The organism is Amycolatopsis sp. La24 (genome assembly GCF_029087445.1).
In the GTDB taxonomy this organism is placed as follows: Bacteria; Actinomycetota; Actinomycetes; order Mycobacteriales; family Pseudonocardiaceae; genus Amycolatopsis; species Amycolatopsis nivea.
The window spans coordinates 67,738-88,206 of sequence record NZ_JARACH010000012.1 but is presented as its reverse complement, the minus strand read 5'-3'; the positions used below and the strand labels follow the sequence as shown (position 1 = coordinate 88,206).

Sequence of the window (20,469 nt, the reverse complement as noted above, 5' to 3'; positions counted from 1 at the left end):
GCGGTCGGTCCCCGGGGCCGCACGGTGCGGCCCCGGGGCGGCGCTGGGTCAGAGCTGGGCGGCGCTGGCGTAGACGGACTGGAATTCCAGGTAGCTGTCGAGCGCCTCGGGCCCGAGTTCGCGGCCGACGCCGCTGCCCTTCATCCCGCCGAACGGCGCGCCGAGGTCCTGGAGGTAGTAGTTGAGGCCGATGGTCCCGGTCCGCACACGGCGGGCGAGGGCGAGGCCGCGGTCCTCGTCGGCGGTCCAGACCGAGCCGCCGAGCCCGTATTCGCTGTCGTTGGCGAGGCGGACCGCGTCGTCCTCGTCCTCGTAGGGGGTGATGGTGACGACCGGGCCGAAGATCTCCTCCTGCGCGATCCGTTCGCGGTTGTCCACGTCGGCGAACACCGTCGGCTCCACGAACCAGCCGCGGGACAGCGCGGCGGGACGGCCGCCGCCCGCCACCAGCCGGGCGTCGGAGGCGCGGCCCAGTTCGAGGTAGCCGAGGACCCTTTCGAGCTGTGCCTTACTGGCCATCGGACCGCACGTGACGGCCGGGTCGAGCGGATCGCCCAGCACCATTTCGCGCGCGTACTGCGCGACCGCGTCGACCACCTCGGCGTAGCGCGAGCGCGGGGCGAGGACGCGGGACTGGACGGTGCAGGTCTGGCCGTTGTTCTGGAAGCAGGCGTTGTCGAGACCGGCGACGAAGGTGTCGAGGTCCGCGTCGTCGAGCACGATGGCCGCCGACTTCCCGCCCAGTTCCAGCGTGCACCGGCGGATCAGCCGCCCGCATTCCGCGCCGATGGTCCGGCCCGCGGCGGTGGATCCGGTGAACGCGACCTTGTCCACCAGCGGGTGGGATACCAGCGAGGCGCCGGCTTCGCGACCGGCGACCACGATGTTGAGCACGCCCGGCGGCAGCCCGGCTTCCGCGGCGGCGTCGGCGAAAACGTACCCGTCGAGCGCGGTTTCCGGCGACGGCTTGAGCACCACGGTGCAGCCCGCGGCCAGTGCCGGGGCGATCTTCATCATCGCGAGCACCTGCGGGTAGTTCCACGGCGTGATCGCTGCGACCACGCCCACCGGAGCGCGGCGCACGACCGTCGACCCGGACGCGCTCGGCCGGATTTCCTCCAGTTGCGTCGCCTCGATCTGGTCGGCGTACATGTTCAGCAGCCCGGCTGGCGCGTCGCCGTTGAAGGCGTTCGACAGCCCGATCGGCATGCCGTTCTCCCGGCTGACGAGCGTGGCCGTCTCGGCGGCGCGAGCGGCCAGCGCCGCGGCGAACCGGCGCATCGTCGCCGCGCGTTCCGCCGCGGTGGTCCGGCCCCACGGTCCCTCGTCCAGCGCGCGGCGGGCGGCCCGGACGGCGGCGTCGATGTCAGCGGCGGAACCCAGCGCGGCGCGGCCGAGCGGTTTCTCGGTGGCGGCTTCCAGCGCGAGGTGGGTTTCGGTGCCCTTCGGCTCGGTCCAGGCGCCGTCGATGAAGAACCGGGTGCGGTCGAGGGCGATGCTCGAATCGATGGTCAACGTACCTCCTTGTACGGGTTTTCCGGCGCGGCGATGACCCGCCGGTCGTGCAGGCCGCCGAGTTCGGCGGCGGTGAGGCCGAGCACTTCGGCCAGTACGGAATCGGTGTCCGCGCCGAGCGCCGGGCACGCTCCGGCGGGACCGCGTTCGCCGGAGAAGCGCAGCGGCGACCGCGCCGTGACGGCCGGGCTGCCGCTGGGCAGTTGCAGGTCGGCGAGCACTTCGTGGGCTTGCTCGCGGTGTTCGGTCACGAGGTCGGCCATCCCCCGGTAGCGGCCCCACAGGACCCGGGCGGCGTCGAGTTCCTTGCCCACCTCGCCGAGGTCGCGCGCGGCGAACCACGGCCGCAGGACCGCCGCGATGGTCTCGCGCAGGCGGTACCGTTCGGCTTCGTCGCGCAGGTCAGCGTTCAGTGCCTTTTCCAGTGCGGTGAACACTTCCGCAGTCCCGGTGGCCGACTGCAACGCGCGCCACTGGCCGTCGGTGAGCGCCACGACCATCACGCGGGCGTCGTCGCGGCAGGCGAAGTCGACGCCGAAACTGCCGTAGACGTGGTTGCCGTGCCGAGGCCGTTCCCCTTGCCGGTCAGCGGCTTCCGACAGCCAGCCCAGGTTCGCGACGCCAGCGAGAGCCACGTCGGACAACGCCAGCTCCACATAGGACCCTTCGCCGGCGCGGTCGCGACGGTGCAGCGCGGCGAGCAAGCCGGTCGCGACGCTCAGCCCGGTGACGAGATCCCACGCGGGCAGCACGTGGTTCACCGGGGCGGCCCAGTCGCCGCTGCCGGTGATCCCCGGGACCCCGACCTCGGCGTTCACCGTGTAGTCGACCGCGGGCCGTCCGTCCGGATATCCCTGGACGCGCACGTGAATCATGTCGGGACGGCGGTCGGCCAGCCGCTCGTGGGCCAGCCAAGGGCGGCCGACCGCGTTGTCGATGAGGATTCCGCGGTCGCGGCCGGGAGCGGTGGCCAGGGCGAGAACCAGTTCGCGGCCTTCCGGATTCCGCAGGTCGATCGCGACCGAGCGCTTGCCCTTGTTCAGGGACGCCCAGTAGTAGCTCTCCCCCGTCGGCGCGACCGGCCAGCGGAGGTAATCGCTGCCGCCGCCGATCGGGTCGATGCGGACGACGTCGGCACCCAGTTGCGCGAGAGTCAGGCCACCGGTCGGTCCGGCGACGAAACTCGCGCACTCCACGACATGGACACCGGCCAGCGGTCTAGTCACGACTCTCCTCCAGAAGGAACCACCACAGCCCGCCCGGTCACCCGGTCAGCGAAAGCACGCGCTGCGGCTTCGAGCGGGTAAGGAGTCACCACGGGCCGCACCCGGCGCTCGGCGACCAAGGCCATCGCGTCGGCGAAGGTGCGCATCAGCGTGGACCCCGAGCCGGTGATGACGGCTTCCTTCTCGAACACGAAAGCCGGGTGGACCCGGATCGGCTCCCCGCTGACCTGCCCGGTCAGCACGTACCGGCCCGCATGGGCGAGGGCGCGGAAAGCTTGGCGGAACACGGATTGGTGCCCCGTGTTGTCGAGCACGACGTCGACGCCCCGACCGTCGGTCGCGTCGAGGATGTCCTGCCCGGCGGTGTCTCCGGCGAGCACCACCTGAGCGGCATTCCCCAGTTGCGCGGCCTTGTCCGGGCTCCCGGTGAGTGCGAGCACGCGCGCCCCGAGCGCGGCGGCAACCTGAACTGCGTGCAACCCCAATCCCCCACTGGCTCCGGTGACCAGGACCGTCTCGCCGGGCTCGACGCGCGCCACCCGGCGGAGAGCTTGCAGTCCGGTGCCGACTGCGCAGGCGACCACCGCGGCCTCGGCCAGCGACACCCCGGGCGGCACCGGGAGCAGGGCGGATTCCGGCAGCACGGCGTATTCGGCGAACCCGCCGTAGAGGAACGCACGCTGCGGACAGCGCAGTTCATCGCCGGTCACGCACGGTTCGCAGCAGCCGCAGGTGCCGAACTGCTTCGCCGCGACCCGAGCACCGGCCGCGAACCGGGTTCCACCGGCGACGACGGTTCCGGCGATCTCGTGACCAAGCACCGCGGGCAGCGGAAGGGTCAGCAAACCGGCCCGGTCGGCCTGGTCGTGCCCGCACACCCCGCAGGCGGCGACCTTCACCAGGACCTCGCCGCTGCCGGGTTCCGGACAGTCCACCTCAGCGACCGTCAGCTCTCCCGGAGCAGTCAGGACGACGGCGCGCACGACGCGATCACCTTGCCCGGGTTGAGGATTCCGTGCGGATCGAGCGCGTTCTTGACCGCCGCGTGCATCGCCAGCACCGCCGGGCTGAGTTCCCGGGCGAGCCCGCCGCGTTTGAGCAGGCCGACGCCGTGTTCCCCGGTGACCGTGCCGCCCAGCGCGATCGCCTCGTCGAGGATCTCCTCGAACGCCGCCTCCGCCCGTGCCCTTTCCTCGGCCGGGACGACGAGCACCGGATGCAGGTTGCCGTCCCCGGCGTGCGCGACATTCGCGATCCGCACGGCATGCCGGGTGCCGATGGCTTCGATCCGCCGGAGCATTTCCGGCACCGCGCCGCGGGGTACGCAGACGTCCTCGGTGAGCACCGGACCCAGCCGTTCGAGCGCCGGATACGCCAGCCGCCGCGCAGCGAACAGTGCCTCGGCTTCGTCCACGTCGGACGATGCGGCCGCCCAGGTGGCTCCGGCCGCGGTGAAGCAGTCGGTCAGCACCTTTGCCTCGTCCTCGCCGGGTGCGTCGGTGCGGCCGAGCAGCACCGCTTCGGCTTCGGCGGACAGGCCCATGTTCTTCCAGGCGTCCACCGCGGCGAGGGTGTGCCGGTCGATCAGCTCCAGCGCCGACGGCACCACACCCGACTCGCTGACGGCCGCGACCGCGTCTCCCGCCGCCGACAGGCTGGGGAAATACCCGGCGACTGTGCGTTCGCTGGCCCGCGCGCCGCGCAGCCGAACGGTGACCTCGGTGACGATGCCGAGCGTGCCTTCCGAGCCGACCATCAGCCCGGTGAGGTCGTATCCGGCCACGCCTTTCGCGGTCCGGCGGCCGAGCCGGACCAGTTCCCCGGTCCCGGTGACGACTTCCATCCCGAGCACGTAATCGCGGGTGACGCCGTATTTGACGCAGCACAGCCCGCCGGCGTTGGTCGCGACGTTGCCGCCGATGGTCGACCACGGCGCACTCGCCGGGTCCGGCGGGTACCAGAGGCCGTGTTCCGCGCACGCCGACCGCAGGGTTTCGTTCACGACGCCGGGTTCGACCACCGCGAGCCGCTCGGCGGCGTTGATCTCGCGGATGGCGGTCATCCGCTCGGTGGACAACACGATCCCGCCGCCGACCGCGTTCGCGCCGCCGGACAGACCCGTGCCAGCCCCGCGCGGCACGATCGGCACACGGTGGCGCAGGCACACCTGCACGGTCTGCTGAATCTCCTCGGCGGTGTGCGCCCGCACGACAGCCAACGGCAGCTCGTGCGGAGCCCAGACCGCCTCGTCGTGGGCGTAGGCAGCGAGGACATCCGGATCAGTGAGGACCCGGCCAGCAGGCAAGGCCCGGCGGAGTTCGTTCAGCACGGCGCACCAGCTTTCGCCGCACGGAACTCGTCCATCCGCTGCGCGAGCGTGCTCCGGTATGTCGCGACCGTGCCGAGCTTGACGTCCTCGTACCCGCGCACCAGATCGGGCAAGAGAGCCGTTTCCACTGCCAGGGCATGGTTTTCCGGGTCCAGCCGCTCGGCCAGCTCGCCGACGACCCGTTCGTATTCGGCGATCAAATCCCGTTCCAGCCGCCGGACCGCGGCACGGCCGAACGGGTCCAGCGGGGTGCCCCGCAACCGCCGTCCCGCCACCAGCACCCGGAAAACCGGCTTGAACCACGGTCCCAGTTCGATCTTGCGGCGCATGCCGAGCGCCTTCAGCACCGGCGGATGCAACCGGTACGCGATGCGGGCGTCGGCGCCGAACCGCGCGCGGACCTGGCGTTCCTGCGCCGGATCCAGCGAAAGGCGCGCGACCTCGTACTCGTCCTTGTAGGCCATGAGCTTGTACAGATTCCGCGCTACCGCCTCGGTCAGCGCCGTCGAACCCGGGACCACGCCGGACTCGGCACGGCGCACCCGTTCGACCTGCTCCACATAGCGCCGCGCGTAGGCGACGTTCTGGTACGCGATCAGATCCGGCACCCGGACCCGCAGCAACCGCGCCAGTTCGGCGCTCTCGCCGACGGTGGACAGGAGTTCGCGGGCTTCCGGGGTCAGCGCGGGTTCCGGTTCGGGTTCTCCGCGCAAGCTCGCGAGCACGGCCGCCAGCGCCCTCTGGTCCGCGACCCATTGCCGACCGCGGCGGAACGCCTGCACGTTGGTCTCGACCCGAACCCCGTTGCGGGAGATGGCTTCTTCGATCGCCTCGGCCGGGATCGGCAGCGCGCCGCGCTGGTAGGCCACCCCGGTCAGCAGGAGGTTGGCGTATTGGTCCTGGCCGAACAACACCTCGGCCATTTCCCGGGCGTCCAGCGCCGTCACGGTTCCGGTCGCTTCGCGGAGCCGGTCGAGCAACGCCGTTTCCTCCGGGAAGGTGACGCTGGTGTCGGCGACCATCGCCCCGGTCGGGACCTTCGACGTCGAGACCACCGCGGTGGTCCGGCCCGAATCGGTGACGGCGAGGTAGCGCGGGTCCGCGGCGACGAGCACGTCGGCACCGAGGTAGAGGTCGCACTCGCCGTCGCTCGCCTTGTTCGCGTGCGCCGCGCCGATCTTGACGTCGGAGACGACCGCACCGCCCTTCTGTGCGAGCCCGGTCTGGTCCAGCGACCGCACCGGCAGCCCGGCGATGCTCGCCGCGGTCGCGAGGATCTGCGACAGCGTGACCACGCCCGAGCCGCCGACCCCGGTCACCCGCACCGTGAAGCGCTCAGCCGAGACCGTCCGCGTCGGCTCCGGAAGCGGTGCCGCCAACGGTTCGGCAAGCGGCCGTTTCCCCGCGCTCTTGCCGGGAAGCACGGTGAGGAACGACGGGCAATCCCCGTCCAGGCACGAGAAATCCTTGTTGCAGGACGACTGGTCGATCCGGGTCTTGCGGCCGAACTCGGTGTCGACCGGCTGCACCGAAAGGCAGTTCGACTTCTCCCCGCAGTCGCCGCAGCCCTCGCAGACGCGTTCGTTGATCACCGCGTGCTGCGGCGGTTCCGGGGCGAGCCCGCGCTTGCGTTTGCGGCGCAGTTCGGTCGCGCACTCCTGGTCGTGGATCAGCATCGTCACGCCCGGGACGCGGGCGAGCGTCTCCTGCGCTTCGGCCAGCCGGTCCCGGTGCCAGACCCGCACGCCGCGGCCCAGCCGCACCCGCCGGTACCGCGCCGGTTCCTCGGTCGTGACGATGATCCGGCGCACGCCCTCGGCCAGCATCGCCGCGATCACTTGGGGAACGGTCATGACCCCGGTTGGCTGCTGCCCGCCGGTCATCGCGACGGCCGAGTTGTACAGCAGTTTGTAGGTGATGTTGACCCCGGACGCGACGGCCGCGCGCACCGCCAGGCTGCCGGAGTGGTGGAAGGTGCCGTCACCGAGGTTCTGCACCAGGTGGTCGTCGCGCACGAATGGCGACATGCCGACCCATTGCGTGCCCTCGCCGCCCATCTGGGTCAGTCCGGTGATGTCGCCGTAGTCCTCGCGCCCGGTCATCAGAACCAGGCTGTGACATCCGATCCCCGCGCCGACCAGCGAACCCTCCGGCGTCTTCGTGGACGAGTTGTGCGGACAGCCCGAGCAGAAGTACGGCGTGCGCGCGGCGAGCGGAAGCGCGATCGTGCGTCGCGGGGCCCGCCAGGATTCCACCGACGGGAAGCCGCCGTGCGCACGCAATCGGACCGCGAGCGCCGCGGCGATGCGGTCCGGATCCAGTTCCCCGTCGGCCGGGACCAGCGCCGTGCCGTCGGGGCCGCGTTTGCCGGTGACCGCCGGTGCGTCGGCGCGGCCGTAGAGCAGATCCTTGATTGCGGTCTCGATGAAGGAACGTTTTTCTTCCACGACCACGATTTCGCGCAGTTCCGCCGCGAACCGGGTGACGATTTCGGGGTCGAGCGGGTGCACCATCGCGAGCCGCAGCAGCCGGACTCCGCGCCGCTCCCATTCGGACTCGTCCAGGCCCAGAATCTCCAGCGCCTGGCGGAGATCGTGATAGGTCTTGCCCGCGGCGACGATCCCGATCCGGGCGTCGCGACCGCCGACGATCGTGTTCAGCCTGTTGGCCGCGGCGTAGCGACGGGCGAGTTCGAGCCGCGCGCCGTCCCGGCTGCGCTCCAGCCTGCCGAGGTCCGGCTGCAGCATCCGGGCGGTCATCTCGTGGACGAACGGCCGCCCGTCGACCACCGGATCCGGTGCCACGGAACGGAACCGGCCGGGATCGACGCGCACGGCGCCGGTCCCGTCGGCGACGTTGGTGGCGATCTTGAACCCGACCCAGAGCCCGCAGGCCCGGGACAGCGCGACCGCGTGCTGCCCGAGGTCGAGCACCTCCTGCGGATCCGCCGGGTACAGCGTCGGCAGGCCCAGGTCGGCCAGCAGCAGTTCGGAGCTGCCGGGCACTGTCGAGGACTTCGCGCCCGGATCGTCGCCGACCAGCGCCAGCGCGCCGCCGAGGCGATGAGTGCCCATGAGATTGTTGTGCCGCAAGGCATCCGAGGCGCGGTCCAGGCCAGGCGACTTGCCGTACCAGTAGCCGGTGACGCCGTCGACCCGCCGGTTCTCCGACTGGGCCGCCAGCTGGGCGCCCTGCACCGCGGTGGCCGCCAGCTCCTCGTTGACGCCCGGTTTGAACACGACGTCGTGCTCGGCGAGCAGTTCGGCATGCTTGCCGAGTTCGAGGTCGTATCCGCCGAGCGGCGAGCCCTCGTAGCCGGACACGAACGCCGCCGTGCGCAGCCCCGCCCGCTGGTCGGCGCGGCGGACGTCGAAGGGCAGCCGGGCCAGCGCCTGGACGCCGGTCAGCTGGAACTGCCCTTCGACCGCGCGATAACGATCAGTCACGACGGAATTCCTCCCTCGGAAACCAGCGCCCGAAGCTGGTCCAGCACCGGCTCGACACCCGGCGTACCGGTCAACGGATGGATCGCCACGTGGTCAGCCCCCGCGGCGAGATGCTCGCGAACCCGCGCCGCCACCACTCGCGGATCACCGCAGACGACCAGCTCGTCCACCAGCCGGTCGCTTCCGCCGTCGGCGAAGTCAGCGTCGCCGAAACCCAAGGCACGCAAGTGATTCACGTAATTCCGCAGCGCCAGCCGGGTCGCGATGTGCTTCCGCGCCACCTCGCGCGCCCGCACAGCGTCTGGGTCGACAACCACCGCCTGTTCCGGAACGAGCAACGGTTCCGGGCCGAGCCGTTCCCGGGCGGCGGCGGTATGGGCGGGCGGCACGAAGAACGAGTGCATTCCGGCGGCCCGGTCGCGGGCGAGTTCCTGCATCCGGGGCCGCAACGCCGCCAGCACCCGCGGCACCGCGCGTTCCGGGCGCGGCCCCTGGTAACGGTCGCTGTCCAGCACATCGAGGTACTCGCGCAACGCCGTCAGCGGCCGGTCATGGCCGCTCCCGCGTCCGGCCTCCGCGTGGCTGGCGCCGAGGCCGAGCACGAACCGTCCGGGGAACGCCTCGCCGAGAGTCTGGGCCGCACCTTCAGTGGCGACCGCGTCCCGGGCCCAGATGGTGGCGACCCCAGTGGCCACGGTCAGCCGTGTGGTCGCCGACAGCAGCAACGCGGCGTTGGTGAAGATTTCCTTGTGCGCCGGGGATTCCCCGATCCACAGCGCACCGTACCCGAGGTCCTCGACCACCCGCGCCGCCTTCGCGGCCTCGGCGGCGGGGACCTCCGCCAGGACGGACAGCCACACGCCGACCGGTCCGATCCGGGCCGCCAGTTCACGAGACAGGTTCACGCCCGCTCCCCCGGCCCGAATTCCGGCAGCCACACCCCGTCGCCGGCCTCGCGGAACGACACGACGACCGGTTCGCCGAGCACGGGATCGCCGGAGCCGGTCCACGTCGTCGTCAGGTTCGGGCCGCTGTCGAGCCGGACCTGCACCACGACGTACGGCACGTCGTCGCCCTCGAAGTACCGCTTGTGGAACCGGACCCAGCTGTGCACCCGGCCGGTCCCGGCGTCGTTCGTCCACTCGACGTCGCGGCGGAAATCGCGCGGGCACACCGGCGACGGCGGCCAGAAGGCCTCGCCGCACGAGCCGCACACCGGCACGCGCAGTTCGCCGCGAGCCGCGCCGTCGAGGTGTTCGACGTCCTCGGGGTAGCGAAGCGGAAGAGGTCGCGCAGTGGTCATCGTGGTCACCGGTCCTTCGTGAAGACAGTCGAATCGCCGAACGGCGTCGCCCACTGGACGACTTCGCATCCGGTCACCTGGCGGTCGCCGGCCTGGCCGCGGATCTGGCGGACTGCCTCGGCCATGTGCCCCCAGCCGCAGAGGTGTGCCTCGGACAGCAGCCCGCCCGCGGTGTTCACCGGCAGTTCGCCGCCAAGCTCGATCCGGCCGTCCTGCAGCCATTCGAGAGCTTGGCCTTCGCCGGTGAAGCCGAATCGCTCCAGCACGAACACCACATTGGGCGAGAAAGCGTCGTAGAGCTGCAGCGAATCCACGTCGCCCGGCCCGGACAACCCCGCCATCGCGTACACCGGATGGTCCTCGACCCGGCGCTCGTCGCCTTGGGTGAACACGCCCAGCCCGGGCGGCGCGAAGATGAACTCGTCCCGGCCGGCGCGCAGGCCCTGCATGCCGGAGACGATCACCGCGGGCTGCCGCAGATCGCGCGCTCGCTCCACAGTGGTCACCAGCAGGCAGGCACCGCCGTCGCTGAGCAGCGCGAAGTCCGGACGGCGCAACGGTTCCACGATGTACGGTTGCGCGTCGTAATCCGCTTGTTCCAGCGGTTTGGTCATCTGCGCGTTCGGGTTGAGCCGCGCGTGACGGCGCATCGCCATCGGCACCGCGGAGATCAGCGCGGGGTCGACGCCGTACCGCTCGCAGTACCGGCGGAACGCCATCGCTGCGCCCGCGCCCGGAGCGGTCATGCCGTAATGCGGCAGTTCCCCGTGCGAGCCGCCGCCTTGCCGCAGCCCTTCCGCGTCGCCCGCGCCGCCGACCATGCCCAGTCCGGAAAAAGACACCCCGGCCAGGCAGGCGGCGACCTCGGTGGTGCCGAGCGCCACGGCCTGGGCGGCCGCTTGCAGCGCGGGACCGACGAAACGGCCGTGGCTCCAGGTCTGCACAGCGGCGCGGATCCGCAGTCCGAACGCCTCTGCCATCCGGTCGTAATCGATCGACAGCGGATAGCCGACGTTCGTGAACAGCCCGTCCACGTCCCCGGCGCTCAGCCCGGCGTCGTCCAGCCCGGACTGGAGCGCCTCGGCGGCCAGGTCGAGACCGCTGCGCGCGGATTTCCGGGACAGCTCGGTGATGCCGATCCCGACTATCGCCACCTGGCGTACCGGTCCTAGCGGCATGTTCGTTCCTTTCTCTAAGCGTCAGAGAATCGCGTGCGCGTTCGCGGGGCTGCCGACCCCGCGCGGCAGCGGCAGCACCCCGGAGACGAGGAGGAACTCGTAGCTCCCCCGCTCCGCGCACGCCCGCGCGAGCCGGTCCAGCAGCCACAGCTCGCCCAGCGGCATGCCCTGCAACGCGATCAGCCGGCGGTGCAGGAAGCCCTTGGCGCGGTTCACCGGGAAGACCTCGACGCCGACGTTGTCCATCGCGACCGCGGCGAACTCCCGGTCCCAGAGGTACCCGGCCATGTCCTTCGCCGACTCCAGCCCGGGGCAAGCGAAACCGGTGCCGATCGTGCCGCGCAGCGCGGCCCGCTCCCGCTCCGGCAGCTCCCGGTACCACTCCGTCCATCCGGTGCGGACTACGAGGATGTCCCCGGATTCGAAGACGGTTCCCTGCGCGGCGGCGACCTCGTCGAGCAGCGCGGCAGTGATCTCCACCGGCTCGGCCGGGGCGAGCGGCGTGCCTTGGGCCGCCAGGTGCCCGGCGACGTCGACCAGCACCCCGCGTCCGCCGAAGCCGTGCTCGGCCCACCGGTCGACGCCCAGCACCTCGCTGCTCGCCAGGTCGGCTTCGCTGCGGCCGCCCCAGTACCCGTGCCGTCCGGCGTTGATGTGTCGCAGCCCGTCCCACTGCGAGGAACCCTGCAGGTAGAACCCGTCCAGCCGGTCGTCGTGCCCGGCCGCGGTGTCCTCCACGACGTGCCGGAACAGCTCGCGTTCCTCGAACAGCCCGGGAGCGGGTTCGTCCAGCGGCAGGGTCAGCGAGATCATCTGCCCGCTGCGCACCGTCTTCGCCGCGGCGAGCCGCTGCTGCGGGCCGATCAGGTTGAGCGTGCCGATTTCGTCCGCGCGCCCCCACACGTCCCACGCGTGGTGCTCGTCGCGGTCCGGCAGCGTCGGCAGGTCCGCGAACGCCGGGGTGCGCCGCCCGGTCATCCCGCCGCCTCCAGCATCTCGCGCAGTTTGAGCTTGCTGACCTTTCCGGTGTGCGTCTGCGGCACCGCGGCCGAATCCAGCACCACGACCCGGGCGGGCACCTTGTAGCTCGCGGCCCGGGACCGGACGTACTCCCGCAGCCGGTCCGCCAGTTCGGTCCCGTCCGCGCCGCTGCGCTCGTCCGCGACGACGACGCAGGCCATCTCCTGGTCGCCGTCCGGAGTGGACAGTCCGAAGACGTACGCCTGGTCGACCTCGGCGTGCTCGCCGAGGATGCCCTCGATTTCCACCGGCGCGACGTTGATGCCCTTGATCTTGAGCATTTCCTTCCACCGGCCGCCGAACGACAGCCGCCCGTCCGCGTCGACCGACCCGAGGTCGCCGGTGCGGAACCAGCCGTCCGGGGAATGCGTGCCGCCGCTGACGTCCGACCCGCTGAGGTAGCCGTCGATCACGCAGCCCCGGATCTCGATCTCGCCGGTGGCGCCGGGCGGGCACACCGCCCCGGACTTGTCCACGATGCGGATCTCCTGGGTCGGCAGCCGCCTGCCCTGGGTGTGCAGCTTGACTTCCGGCAGGTCGCTCGCGTCGGTCATGGTCACGAAGCCGTAGGACTCGGTCAGCCCGTAGGCGCTGCACGCCTCGGTGATGCCGAGCCCTTCGATGGCCAGCCGCTTGTCCTCGGCGTTGAACCCGACCGGGCCGGTCCGCAGCGAGGAAATGTCCCGGCTGCCGAAACTCGGCGCGGCCAGCAGCGCCCGGACCGCCGTCGCGAGTCCATAGGAGACAGTGCACCGTTCGCGCTCGATGAAAGCCAGCGACGCGTCGCCGTCGACCTTCTCCTCGACGCACAAGGTCAGGCCGTGGCTCAGCGCGACCGGAAGCGCGTTGCAGGCGCCGTAGCCGAAGAACAACGGCATCGCGAACCACAGCCGGTCGCCCGGACCGACGTGCATCCGCTCGCCCATCTCGTATCCGTTGCGCAGCAGCTTGCCGTGTTCCAGCGGCACCGCCTTCGGCAGCGCCGTGCTGCCGCTGGTGTAGAGGATCATCGCGAGGTCGTCGGGTCCCGCGCTGCGTTCCGGAGCCGGGGCGGGCTCGAGCCCGGACGGGAACGGCTCGGCGGACGGCCAGAACAGCGCGCCCAGATACCCGTCGGCGCGGGCTCCGGGCTCGAAGACCTCGCTGTGCCCGGCCGCGGTGAGCTCGGCGAGCATGTCCTTGCCGAACACCTGCTGTTCGGTGACCACCAGCCGCAGGTCGGCGGTGCCGACCAGGTGCGCCAGCTCCGCCGACCGGTACCAGGTGTTGACCGGCACCGCGACCAGCCCGGCCCGCTGCGCGCCGAGCATCGTGACCAGCCAGCGCAGCCCGTTCGGGAGCAGGATCCCCACCCGCTCGCCCGGCCGCAGCCCCGCCGCGCGGAACGCGCCGGCCAGCTCGTCGCACCGCCGCGCGAACTCGGCGAAGGTCAGCCGCCCCTCGGGCGCGACCACCGCCTCCTCGCCGGGAAACAGCTTCGCCAGCGCCGCCAGCGCGTCCGGGAAAGTATCCGGGGCAACCACGTCGTTCCGCCTTTCGTTGTGGCCCGTCATCGGGCGTCCGGGTGCACGACCACGTCCGCACGCAGCAGGGTTCCGGTGTCCGGGTCGGCGTACTCCGCGAGTTCGACCCCCGGCCTCGGCTGGCACCACTGGCCGCGTTCGGCCAGCCGTTCGTGCGCCGGGCTCCGGCGCACCGCCAAGCCGTCTTCCCGGGGCCATTCCCGCCTGCTGGCACGGATTCGGTCCCGCTCGCGGTTGGTCTCGGCGAGGTCCGGGCGGCCCGCCGCGTCGAGCACGACGCCGTAGGAAACCCGCGCCGCGTCGGCCGTCACCACGCCCGCGCGCACATCCGCCGCGACCCGCTCTGGATCGCGTTCCAGCGGGTCGCCGTAGCCGCCACCGCCGCCGACCCGCAGCACCACCACGTCGCCGGCACCGACCGAAAGCCCGAACTGCTTTCCCTGCAACGGTTTCGGCGCAGCGGCGAGATCCTCGACGGCGCGCGGGACCTCGCCTCGGGCGAACGCCTCGTCTGCCTGGGCACCGGTGACCAGCGCCGAACCGCTGGTGGATCCGGGATAGCCGCCGAAGACCCCGCACGGCGGAACCTGCCAGCAGGCCGCCATGACGTGCTCCTGGCCGCCCGGCGTGTACCACGGCGTGAACGCGAGGTCGATGCCCGCGCCGCCCCGGGTCCGGCCCGGTCCGCCGGAGTTCGGGTTCAGCTTGCGCCACAGGTACAGCACCGGATAGGCGAGTTCGTTGATCTCGATGTCCGGAATGCTGTTCTGCGGCTGGGCGAGCACGCCGCTGACGTCCATGCCGTCCGCGATCGCCTGCGCGCCCGCTCCGCTGCCGCCGCCGTTCATGTCCGGGAACGGCACGAGCCGGCCAGATTCGTCGGGAGCGTAGAAGAAACTGGCGCTCCACGAGTCCTGCCACGGCGCGGTCACGTGCTCGCGGACGAAGGCGTTTTCGCTGCCTGCCTGGAGATCGGCGAGCAGCCTGGTGACCACCTTCCCGATCCGGAACCCGGTCTCGATGTGCCCGGCGCCCATCGGCGCGGGCTGGCGCGCGTCGCAGATCGTGCCCGGCCGGGTCACCACCTCGATCGGGCGCAGCGTCCCCTGGTTGATCGGCAGGTCCGGCAACAGGGTGATCAGCAGCGGGGAGACGACCGCGCCCAGCGTGGTCGCCGCGCTGACGTTGATGAACCCGTCGGTCTGCGGCGCGGACTCGGTCAGGTCGAACCGCAGCGTGTCCTCGCTGACGGTGAGCGTGCAGCGGATCGGATACAGCTCGTCGGCATGCCCGTTGTGCTCGGCGAATTCCTCGGCGGTGAACGTGCCCTTCGGCAGATCCGCGATCCTGCGCCGGACGGCCTGCTCGGCCAGGTCCTTGGCGGCCTCGACATACCGGCGGAAAGTGTCCGCCCCGTACTGCTCGACGAGCGCCTGCAGCCGTTCGTCGCAGCGGTGACAGGCGGCGATGAAGCACCGGATGTCGTTGAGCACCAGCTCCGGCACCCGGATGTTCGTCTCGATGATCCGCCACACGTCCTCGACCGGACGCCCCTGGTCGACGATCTTGACCCCGGGCAGCCGCAGCGCTTCGCCGTAGACCTCGGTGGCCGTCGGGTCCATCCCGCCGGGCGCGGCGCCGCCGAAATCGTTCACGTGCGCCTCGGCCCAGCACCACGCCACCAGCTGCTCGCCGAAGAAGATCGGCCGCACCACGCCGACGTCGACGGCGTGCGCGTTGCCGGTGGTGAACGGGTCGTTGCAGAGGAACATGTCGCCCGGCCGGATCTGCTCGCGGGGATACGTCGCGAGCAGGTGCCGGACCGCCTGGCGGGCCGCGCCCAGGTACATCGTGATGTAGCCGGCGTAGCTGATGATGTCGCCCTCGGCGTCGGCGATGAAGGTGGAGAAGTCCACCGCCTCCGCGATCGCGGGGCTGCCGGAGGCGCGCATCATCACCACGCCCATTTCCGCGGCGACGTTGTCCAGTGCCTTGGCGAGAATTTCGACGTCCACCGGGTCGAGCCCGGTCGCGGCGGCGGTCATGCGGTTTCCTCCCCGGTGCACCCGGTCGTCCGGGCGGTGTCGGTCAGCAGGTAGTTGCCCCAGCCGTCCACGTTCAGTTCCCAGCCCGCGGGCAGCGAGACGGTGGTCAGCGAGTGTTCGATCAGCGCCGGACCGGAAATCCTGGCCCCGGCGGTGATCCGCCGCGCGTCGTAGACGTCCACTTCGGGCTCTCCGGCCCGCCGGATCCGCCTGCGCCCGACCGGTTCGGCCGCGTCGCCGGTCAGCTCCTGCTTGGCCGGCTCGAAGAAGTCGACCCGGCCGGTCGCGGTGACCCGCACCGACATCAGTACCACCGGACTGCCCACCCAAGCCGTGCCCTCGCCGTACTCCTGCTCGTAGCGCGCGGCGAACCCGTCCTGGATCGCGACCAGGTCCGCTTCGCCGAACTCGTCCCGCCGCGGAATCGGCACCCGCAGTTCCCATTGCTGGCCAAGGAACTTGAAGTCGCCCTCCCAGCGGACGTCGATCCGGTCGCCCGAGTAGCCCGCGGTGTGCAACGCCTCGACGAGTTCCGCGTCGAGTTCCTTCAGCGCGGCGTGTACCGCCTCGGCCCCGCCGCCTTGCCACATCACCGAGCGCGCGCGGGTGCGCACGTCGTCGCTGGAAAGCAGCCCGCGGGCGGAGAACACCGCGGCTTCGGCCGGGATCACGATCTGCCGGATGCCGACCGAGCGGGCGATGTCCGCGGCGAACAGGCCGAGTGCGCCGCCGAAAGCCACCATCGCGAACCGGCGCGGATCGTGCCCGCGCTCCACCGTCACGGCGCGGACCGCGTTGCCCATGTCCGCGACCACCATCCGGTGCACCGCCGCCGCGGCCTGAACCGCGTCCACGCCCAGCGGTTTCCCGATCTCGCGGGCGAGGGCTTCGCTGGCACTGCCGGTGTCGAGCGCCCGGCGACCGTCCAGAAAGGACCCGGAATCCAGCAGCCCGAGCACCGCCGACGCGTCGGTCACCGTCGGACGGGCGCCGCCCTTGCCGTAGCAGATCGGCCCCGGCTCAGCTCCCGCGCTGTGCGGCCCGACCTGCGGAACTCCGCGCGAATCCAGCCACGCGATGCTGCCGCCGCCGGTGCCGATGGGCAGCACGTCGATCTTGGACAGCGCGGTCAGGAACCGCTCCCCCAGCATCACCCGCCGGGTGACGTTCGGAGTCGCGTCGCGCAGCACCGAGACGTCGAACGACGTGCCGCCCATGTCCGCGGTGACGATGTCCTTGAGGCCGAGCCGGTCAGCCAGCGCCCGCGCCCCGATCACGCCGCCGGCCGGTCCGGAGTCGATGAGCGTGATCGGCCGCTGCCGGGCTTCCGCCGCGCTCGACGTGCCGCCGAAGCCCTGCATGAACGCGACCGGTTCGCGCAGCCCGCGCGCCGCCAGCTCGCGCTCGATCCGCTCGGTGTACTCGGCGACCCGGATCCCGGTGAACGCGTTGAGCACCGTGGTCATCGTCCGCTCGTACTCCCGGATGACCGGGTGCAGCCGCGACGCGACGCTCAAGAACAGCTCCGGATGCTCGGCCTCGACGATCGAGGCGAGCAGTTCCTCGTGCTCCGGGTTCGCGAAGCCCCACAACAGGGACACGGCGATCGATTCGACGCCCTTGGCCGCCAGCGCTTCCACCGCCTCGCGCGCCCGCCGCTCGGTGAGCGGAACGACGACCCGGCCCTTGCGGTCGATCCGCTCGGGCACCTCGAGCACGTTCTCGCGGGCGACGATCTGCGGAAGGCTGAGCTGCTTGTGGTGGTCGCGGTGCGCGTTGCGGGCCGACCGCGCGATCAGCAGGTTGTCGCCGAAGCCCTGCGTGGTGATCAGCCCGACCTTCGCGCCGCGCAGTTCGGCGACGGCGTTCGTCACCACGGTCGTGCCGTTGACGAACCGCGTCGTCGCGGCGAGCAGCTCGGCCAGCGGCAACCCGACGCGAGCGGCGAGATTTTCCAGCGCGGCAAGCAGTCCCGCGGCGAGATCGTCCGGAACGGTGTCGGACTTGTCCGCATAGGACTGTCCGTCCGAGGCGAGCGCGACGACGTCGGTGAACGTACCGCCGATGTCGCACCCGATCTGAAACGTGACTTCGGAACGCAACGTCATTGTCCTTCCGTGGAACGGCTCCCGGCCTGCGAGCCAGATTAGACACGACACAGTGTCGAGTCAAGCGACAACTTGTCGATTCAGCGCAGATGCGCGGCGAACTCCGCGGAATCGGTGCCGGAGAAGGGTTCCCGGACGGCCCGCAGGACGGTGTCGATCCCCGCGCCCAGCATCGGTTCCGCGTAGGAGCGGAACTTCGCGGGCACGGACGCTCGTCCTTGCTCCCGGCTTTCCGCGGACACGACGCGTCCGTCGACGAGCCGGACTGCCACCCGCGCGTCTCGGCGCGCCGGAAAAGCCGCGTCCGCAGCGGGATCCACGGCTACCGAGATCCGCGCCGCCAGCTTCGCCAGCCCCGGATCGAGCGTTCCGGCATAGCGGTCCGGACGGATCGCGCCGTCGGTCAACGCGGCCGCCACCGCGAACTGCAGGCTCATCTGCCGGGAAATCGGTGCTGCCAAGGCAGTCGCGTTGTCACAGCCCGGATAGCGCGCCGCCACGCCGGACGTGTACACCGTGGCTTCGATGACCTGCTCGGGGTGGATTCCTTGTCCGGCAAGGACGATGGCCGCGTCGATCGGTTCCTGAGTCAACGCACAAGACGGGTACGCCTTGAAAAACGTCTGCGAGATCGCCATCCGGTCCAGCCGGACGTCCGGCGGCCGGGCTTCGTCCCGTGCGCCGCCGAATGCCTGGCGCAGGCCGAAAATCCCGTCCACCGCCGACGCCGCGCCAGTCGCGCCTTCCTGGGCGAGCAGTGCCGCGACGACGCCTGCCCGTGACGCTCCGGCGTTTTGGAAGAACACCTCGGTGGTCCCGTCGTGCGCCCACTGGCACAAGCCCGCAGCGGAGCTGGCAGCAATCCCGAACGCGTGCGCGGTGGCCACTGGACTGAGCCCCAGCAAATACGCTGCCGCAGCCGCGGCGCCAAAGGGACCGAAGACACTGCTGGCCCGCCATCCGCGTACACCGAACTCCTCGGTCAGCACCGCGGCCGAAACCTGCGCGATGGCCTCATAGCCGAGGACGATCGCCCGCAGCAGCGCGGGCAACGGCGAGCGCAGGCGTTCCCCGATCGCCAGCGCCGCCGGAATCACCACCGTCCCGGGATGCACCCGGCTTTCGGCATGCGTGTCCTCGTGCAGCAACGCATGGCAGGCAACGGAATTCGCGAACACCGCGTCCGCGAGCCCTGTCCTTCGGCCGCCGGTCGCCCAGATCGTGGCGTCGTCGCCGCTGCCCGCGATCGCCCTGGCCTGCCTGGCCCACGGCAGGTCGCGTCCGCCGTAGGCGCAGGCCAGTGCGTCGAGAAGACAGGTGCCGGCTTGGTCGATCAGCTCGCCGGTAATCCTCGGGGCCGCGGTGTCGAGTTGCTCAGCGAGATCGGTGAGCAACACGGGTCACACCCCTTCGGGAGACCGCTCGCTGACCGCCGGAGCCGGCTCCGCATCCTCCACCCGCTTGGTCGCGCGCCGCACGAACAACGCCGCGATCAAGCTCAACAGCGCACCGAACATCAGGAACAGCGCGGGCGCACGGTTGTCCCCGGTGGCTTGCACGAGCGTCTGACTGACATACAGCGCCGGACCGCCCAGCAACGTCGCCGCCAACGCGAACCCGACCGCGAACACGGTGGCGCGCACCCGGGCGGGAAGAACCTCCACATAGGACGCCGGAGCCACCGCCGTGTACAGCGCGGGCAGGACGCCGAGCAGCACCGTCATCCCGATGGCCGCGCCCAGGCTTTTCGCCGAGGAGAGCCCGATGAACAGCGGGTAGGCCAGCACGAAGGTGCCCGCGGACAGCCCGAGCAGCATCGGCCACCGGCCCCAGCGATCCGACAGCGGTCCGCCCAGCGCGACCAGCACGACCGCCACCGCGATGCTGATCACCGTCGCCAATGTGGCTTGCGACTGCGAGAACCCGAGACGGATCAAGTAGGTCTGCGCGTAGGTGAAGGCGACGTAGTAGCCGACCTGCTGGAACGCGGCGATGCCGAAGATCAGCACGATCAGCCGCCAGTGCGCGGTGAACGACTCCTTGACCGGCGAGGCGGGCACCTGCGTGCGGTGCTCCAGCGCCCGGAACTCGGGGGATTCGTCGAGCTGGGAACGGATGTAGAGCCCGACCAGGCCGAGCGGGAGGGCCAGCAGGAACGGGATCCGCCAGCCCCAGCTCGCCATCGCCGCGGGCGTCAGCAGGGTGCTCAGCAACAGCACCGCGCCCGCGGCCAGCAGCAGGCTCGCCACGCTCCCGATCTGCACGCGGCTGGTCATCGCGCCGCGCTTGCCGCGCGGGGTGAACTCGGCGGCGTAAGTCATCGCCGTGCCGTACTCGCCGCCCGCCGCGAGGCCCTGCAGCAACCGGAACAGCACCAGCAGGATCGGCGCCCAGACGCCGATCGACGCCACCGGCGGCAGCACGCCGATCGCCGCCGTGCTGCCCGCCATCAGCGCGACCGTGGCGACCAGCGCGGGTTTGCGCCCGATCCGGTCCGCGATCGAGCCGAACAGCAGCGAACCCAGCGGCCGCACCACGAAGGCGACGCCGAACACCGCGAAGGCGGACAGCAGCGCGACGCCCGGCTGTTGCGCGGGGAAGAACAGTTTCGAAAGCACGACCGTCAGAAAGCCGTAGACCGCGTAATCGTAGGTCTCGACGGTGTTGCCGATGGCGGACGCGAAAACCACGCGCCGCATCAGCGCCGGAGACGGAGCGGCGACGCCAGGACTGGAGGACATAGGGGACGCTCCCGAGTCGTCGTTGACAGGTGGGC

General features: G+C 71.2%; 14 protein-coding genes. All 14 read right to left on the bottom strand.

The genetic code is table 11. The features are described 5' to 3' along the window. Positions 1-48: 48 nt before the first annotated feature. Complete coding sequence (locus PUT80_RS14820) at positions 49-1,515, bottom strand: aldehyde dehydrogenase (RefSeq protein ID WP_275292272.1); 1,467 nt, start codon at positions 1,513-1,515, stop codon at positions 49-51. Next, positions 1,512-2,741, bottom strand: coding sequence for a CoA transferase (locus PUT80_RS14815; RefSeq protein ID WP_037812858.1), 1,230 nt, complete (start codon positions 2,739-2,741; stop codon positions 1,512-1,514). The genes PUT80_RS14820 and PUT80_RS14815 overlap by 4 nt, the downstream gene beginning before the upstream one ends. Further along, positions 2,738-3,724: a zinc-binding dehydrogenase gene (locus tag PUT80_RS14810; RefSeq protein ID WP_051728927.1), complete on the bottom strand. Its 987-nt coding sequence runs from the start codon at positions 3,722-3,724 to the stop codon at positions 2,738-2,740. The genes PUT80_RS14815 and PUT80_RS14810 overlap by 4 nt, the downstream gene beginning before the upstream one ends. After that, positions 3,706-5,070: an FAD-linked oxidase C-terminal domain-containing protein gene (locus PUT80_RS14805; RefSeq protein ID WP_134730055.1), complete on the bottom strand. Its 1,365-nt coding sequence runs from the start codon at positions 5,068-5,070 to the stop codon at positions 3,706-3,708. The genes PUT80_RS14810 and PUT80_RS14805 overlap by 19 nt, the downstream gene beginning before the upstream one ends. Beyond that, positions 5,064-8,516 (bottom strand): indolepyruvate ferredoxin oxidoreductase family protein, encoded by a 3,453-nt coding sequence (locus tag PUT80_RS14800; RefSeq protein ID WP_275292271.1) that lies wholly within the window; start codon positions 8,514-8,516, stop codon positions 5,064-5,066. Before PUT80_RS14800 ends, PUT80_RS14805 begins: the two co-directional genes overlap by 7 nt. Then, positions 8,513-9,421, bottom strand: a complete 909-nt coding sequence (locus PUT80_RS14795; protein WP_275292270.1) for a TIGR03620 family F420-dependent LLM class oxidoreductase — start codon at positions 9,419-9,421, stop codon at positions 8,513-8,515. Before PUT80_RS14795 ends, PUT80_RS14800 begins: the two co-directional genes overlap by 4 nt. Then, a complete protein-coding gene (locus PUT80_RS14790) occupies positions 9,418-9,819 on the bottom strand; it encodes a zinc ribbon domain-containing protein (RefSeq protein WP_275292269.1) in 402 nt (133 codons plus the stop codon). Before PUT80_RS14790 ends, PUT80_RS14795 begins: the two co-directional genes overlap by 4 nt. A 5-nt stretch (positions 9,820-9,824) precedes the next feature. Then, positions 9,825-10,997 (bottom strand): thiolase family protein, encoded by a 1,173-nt coding sequence (locus PUT80_RS14785; protein WP_275292268.1) that lies wholly within the window; start codon positions 10,995-10,997, stop codon positions 9,825-9,827. Between the two features lie 21 nt (positions 10,998-11,018). Continuing rightward, complete coding sequence (locus tag PUT80_RS14780; protein WP_275292267.1) at positions 11,019-11,975, bottom strand: cyclase family protein; 957 nt, start codon at positions 11,973-11,975, stop codon at positions 11,019-11,021. Beyond that, positions 11,972-13,540, bottom strand: coding sequence for a class I adenylate-forming enzyme family protein (locus tag PUT80_RS14775; protein ID WP_043840120.1), 1,569 nt, complete (start codon positions 13,538-13,540; stop codon positions 11,972-11,974). Before PUT80_RS14775 ends, PUT80_RS14780 begins: the two co-directional genes overlap by 4 nt. Before the next feature lie 26 nt (positions 13,541-13,566). Further along, a complete protein-coding gene (locus tag PUT80_RS14770; RefSeq protein ID WP_275292266.1) occupies positions 13,567-15,585 on the bottom strand; it encodes a hydantoinase B/oxoprolinase family protein in 2,019 nt (672 codons plus the stop codon). Then, positions 15,582-17,693 (bottom strand): hydantoinase/oxoprolinase family protein, encoded by a 2,112-nt coding sequence (locus tag PUT80_RS14765; protein WP_275292265.1) that lies wholly within the window; start codon positions 17,691-17,693, stop codon positions 15,582-15,584. The genes PUT80_RS14770 and PUT80_RS14765 overlap by 4 nt, the downstream gene beginning before the upstream one ends. Positions 17,694-17,773: 80 nt before the next feature. Next, the gene (locus tag PUT80_RS14760; RefSeq protein ID WP_275292264.1) at positions 17,774-19,090 is read right to left on the bottom strand and encodes an MmgE/PrpD family protein; all 1,317 of its coding nucleotides are present in this window, start codon (positions 19,088-19,090) and stop codon (positions 17,774-17,776) included. 3 nt (positions 19,091-19,093) lie between these two features. After that, positions 19,094-20,434, bottom strand: coding sequence for an MFS transporter (locus tag PUT80_RS14755; protein WP_200864585.1), 1,341 nt, complete (start codon positions 20,432-20,434; stop codon positions 19,094-19,096). Positions 20,435-20,469: the final 35 nt, after the last annotated feature.

What these genes read in the sequence shown, in the direction of transcription:
- PUT80_RS14790 (WP_275292269.1), bottom strand. Translation starts at nt 9,819, where the DNA reads ATGACCACTGCGCGACCTCTTCCGCTTCGCTACCCCGAGGACGTCGAA.
- PUT80_RS14755 (WP_200864585.1), bottom strand. Translation starts at nt 20,434, where the DNA reads ATGTCCTCCAGTCCTGGCGTCGCCGCTCCGTCTCCGGCGCTGATGCGG.
- PUT80_RS14770 (WP_275292266.1), bottom strand. Translation starts at nt 15,585, where the DNA reads ATGACCGCCGCCGCGACCGGGCTCGACCCGGTGGACGTCGAAATTCTC.
- PUT80_RS14765 (WP_275292265.1), bottom strand. Translation starts at nt 17,693, where the DNA reads ATGACGTTGCGTTCCGAAGTCACGTTTCAGATCGGGTGCGACATCGGC.
- PUT80_RS14785 (WP_275292268.1), bottom strand. Translation starts at nt 10,997, where the DNA reads ATGCCGCTAGGACCGGTACGCCAGGTGGCGATAGTCGGGATCGGCATC.
- PUT80_RS14780 (WP_275292267.1), bottom strand. Translation starts at nt 11,975, where the DNA reads ATGACCGGGCGGCGCACCCCGGCGTTCGCGGACCTGCCGACGCTGCCG.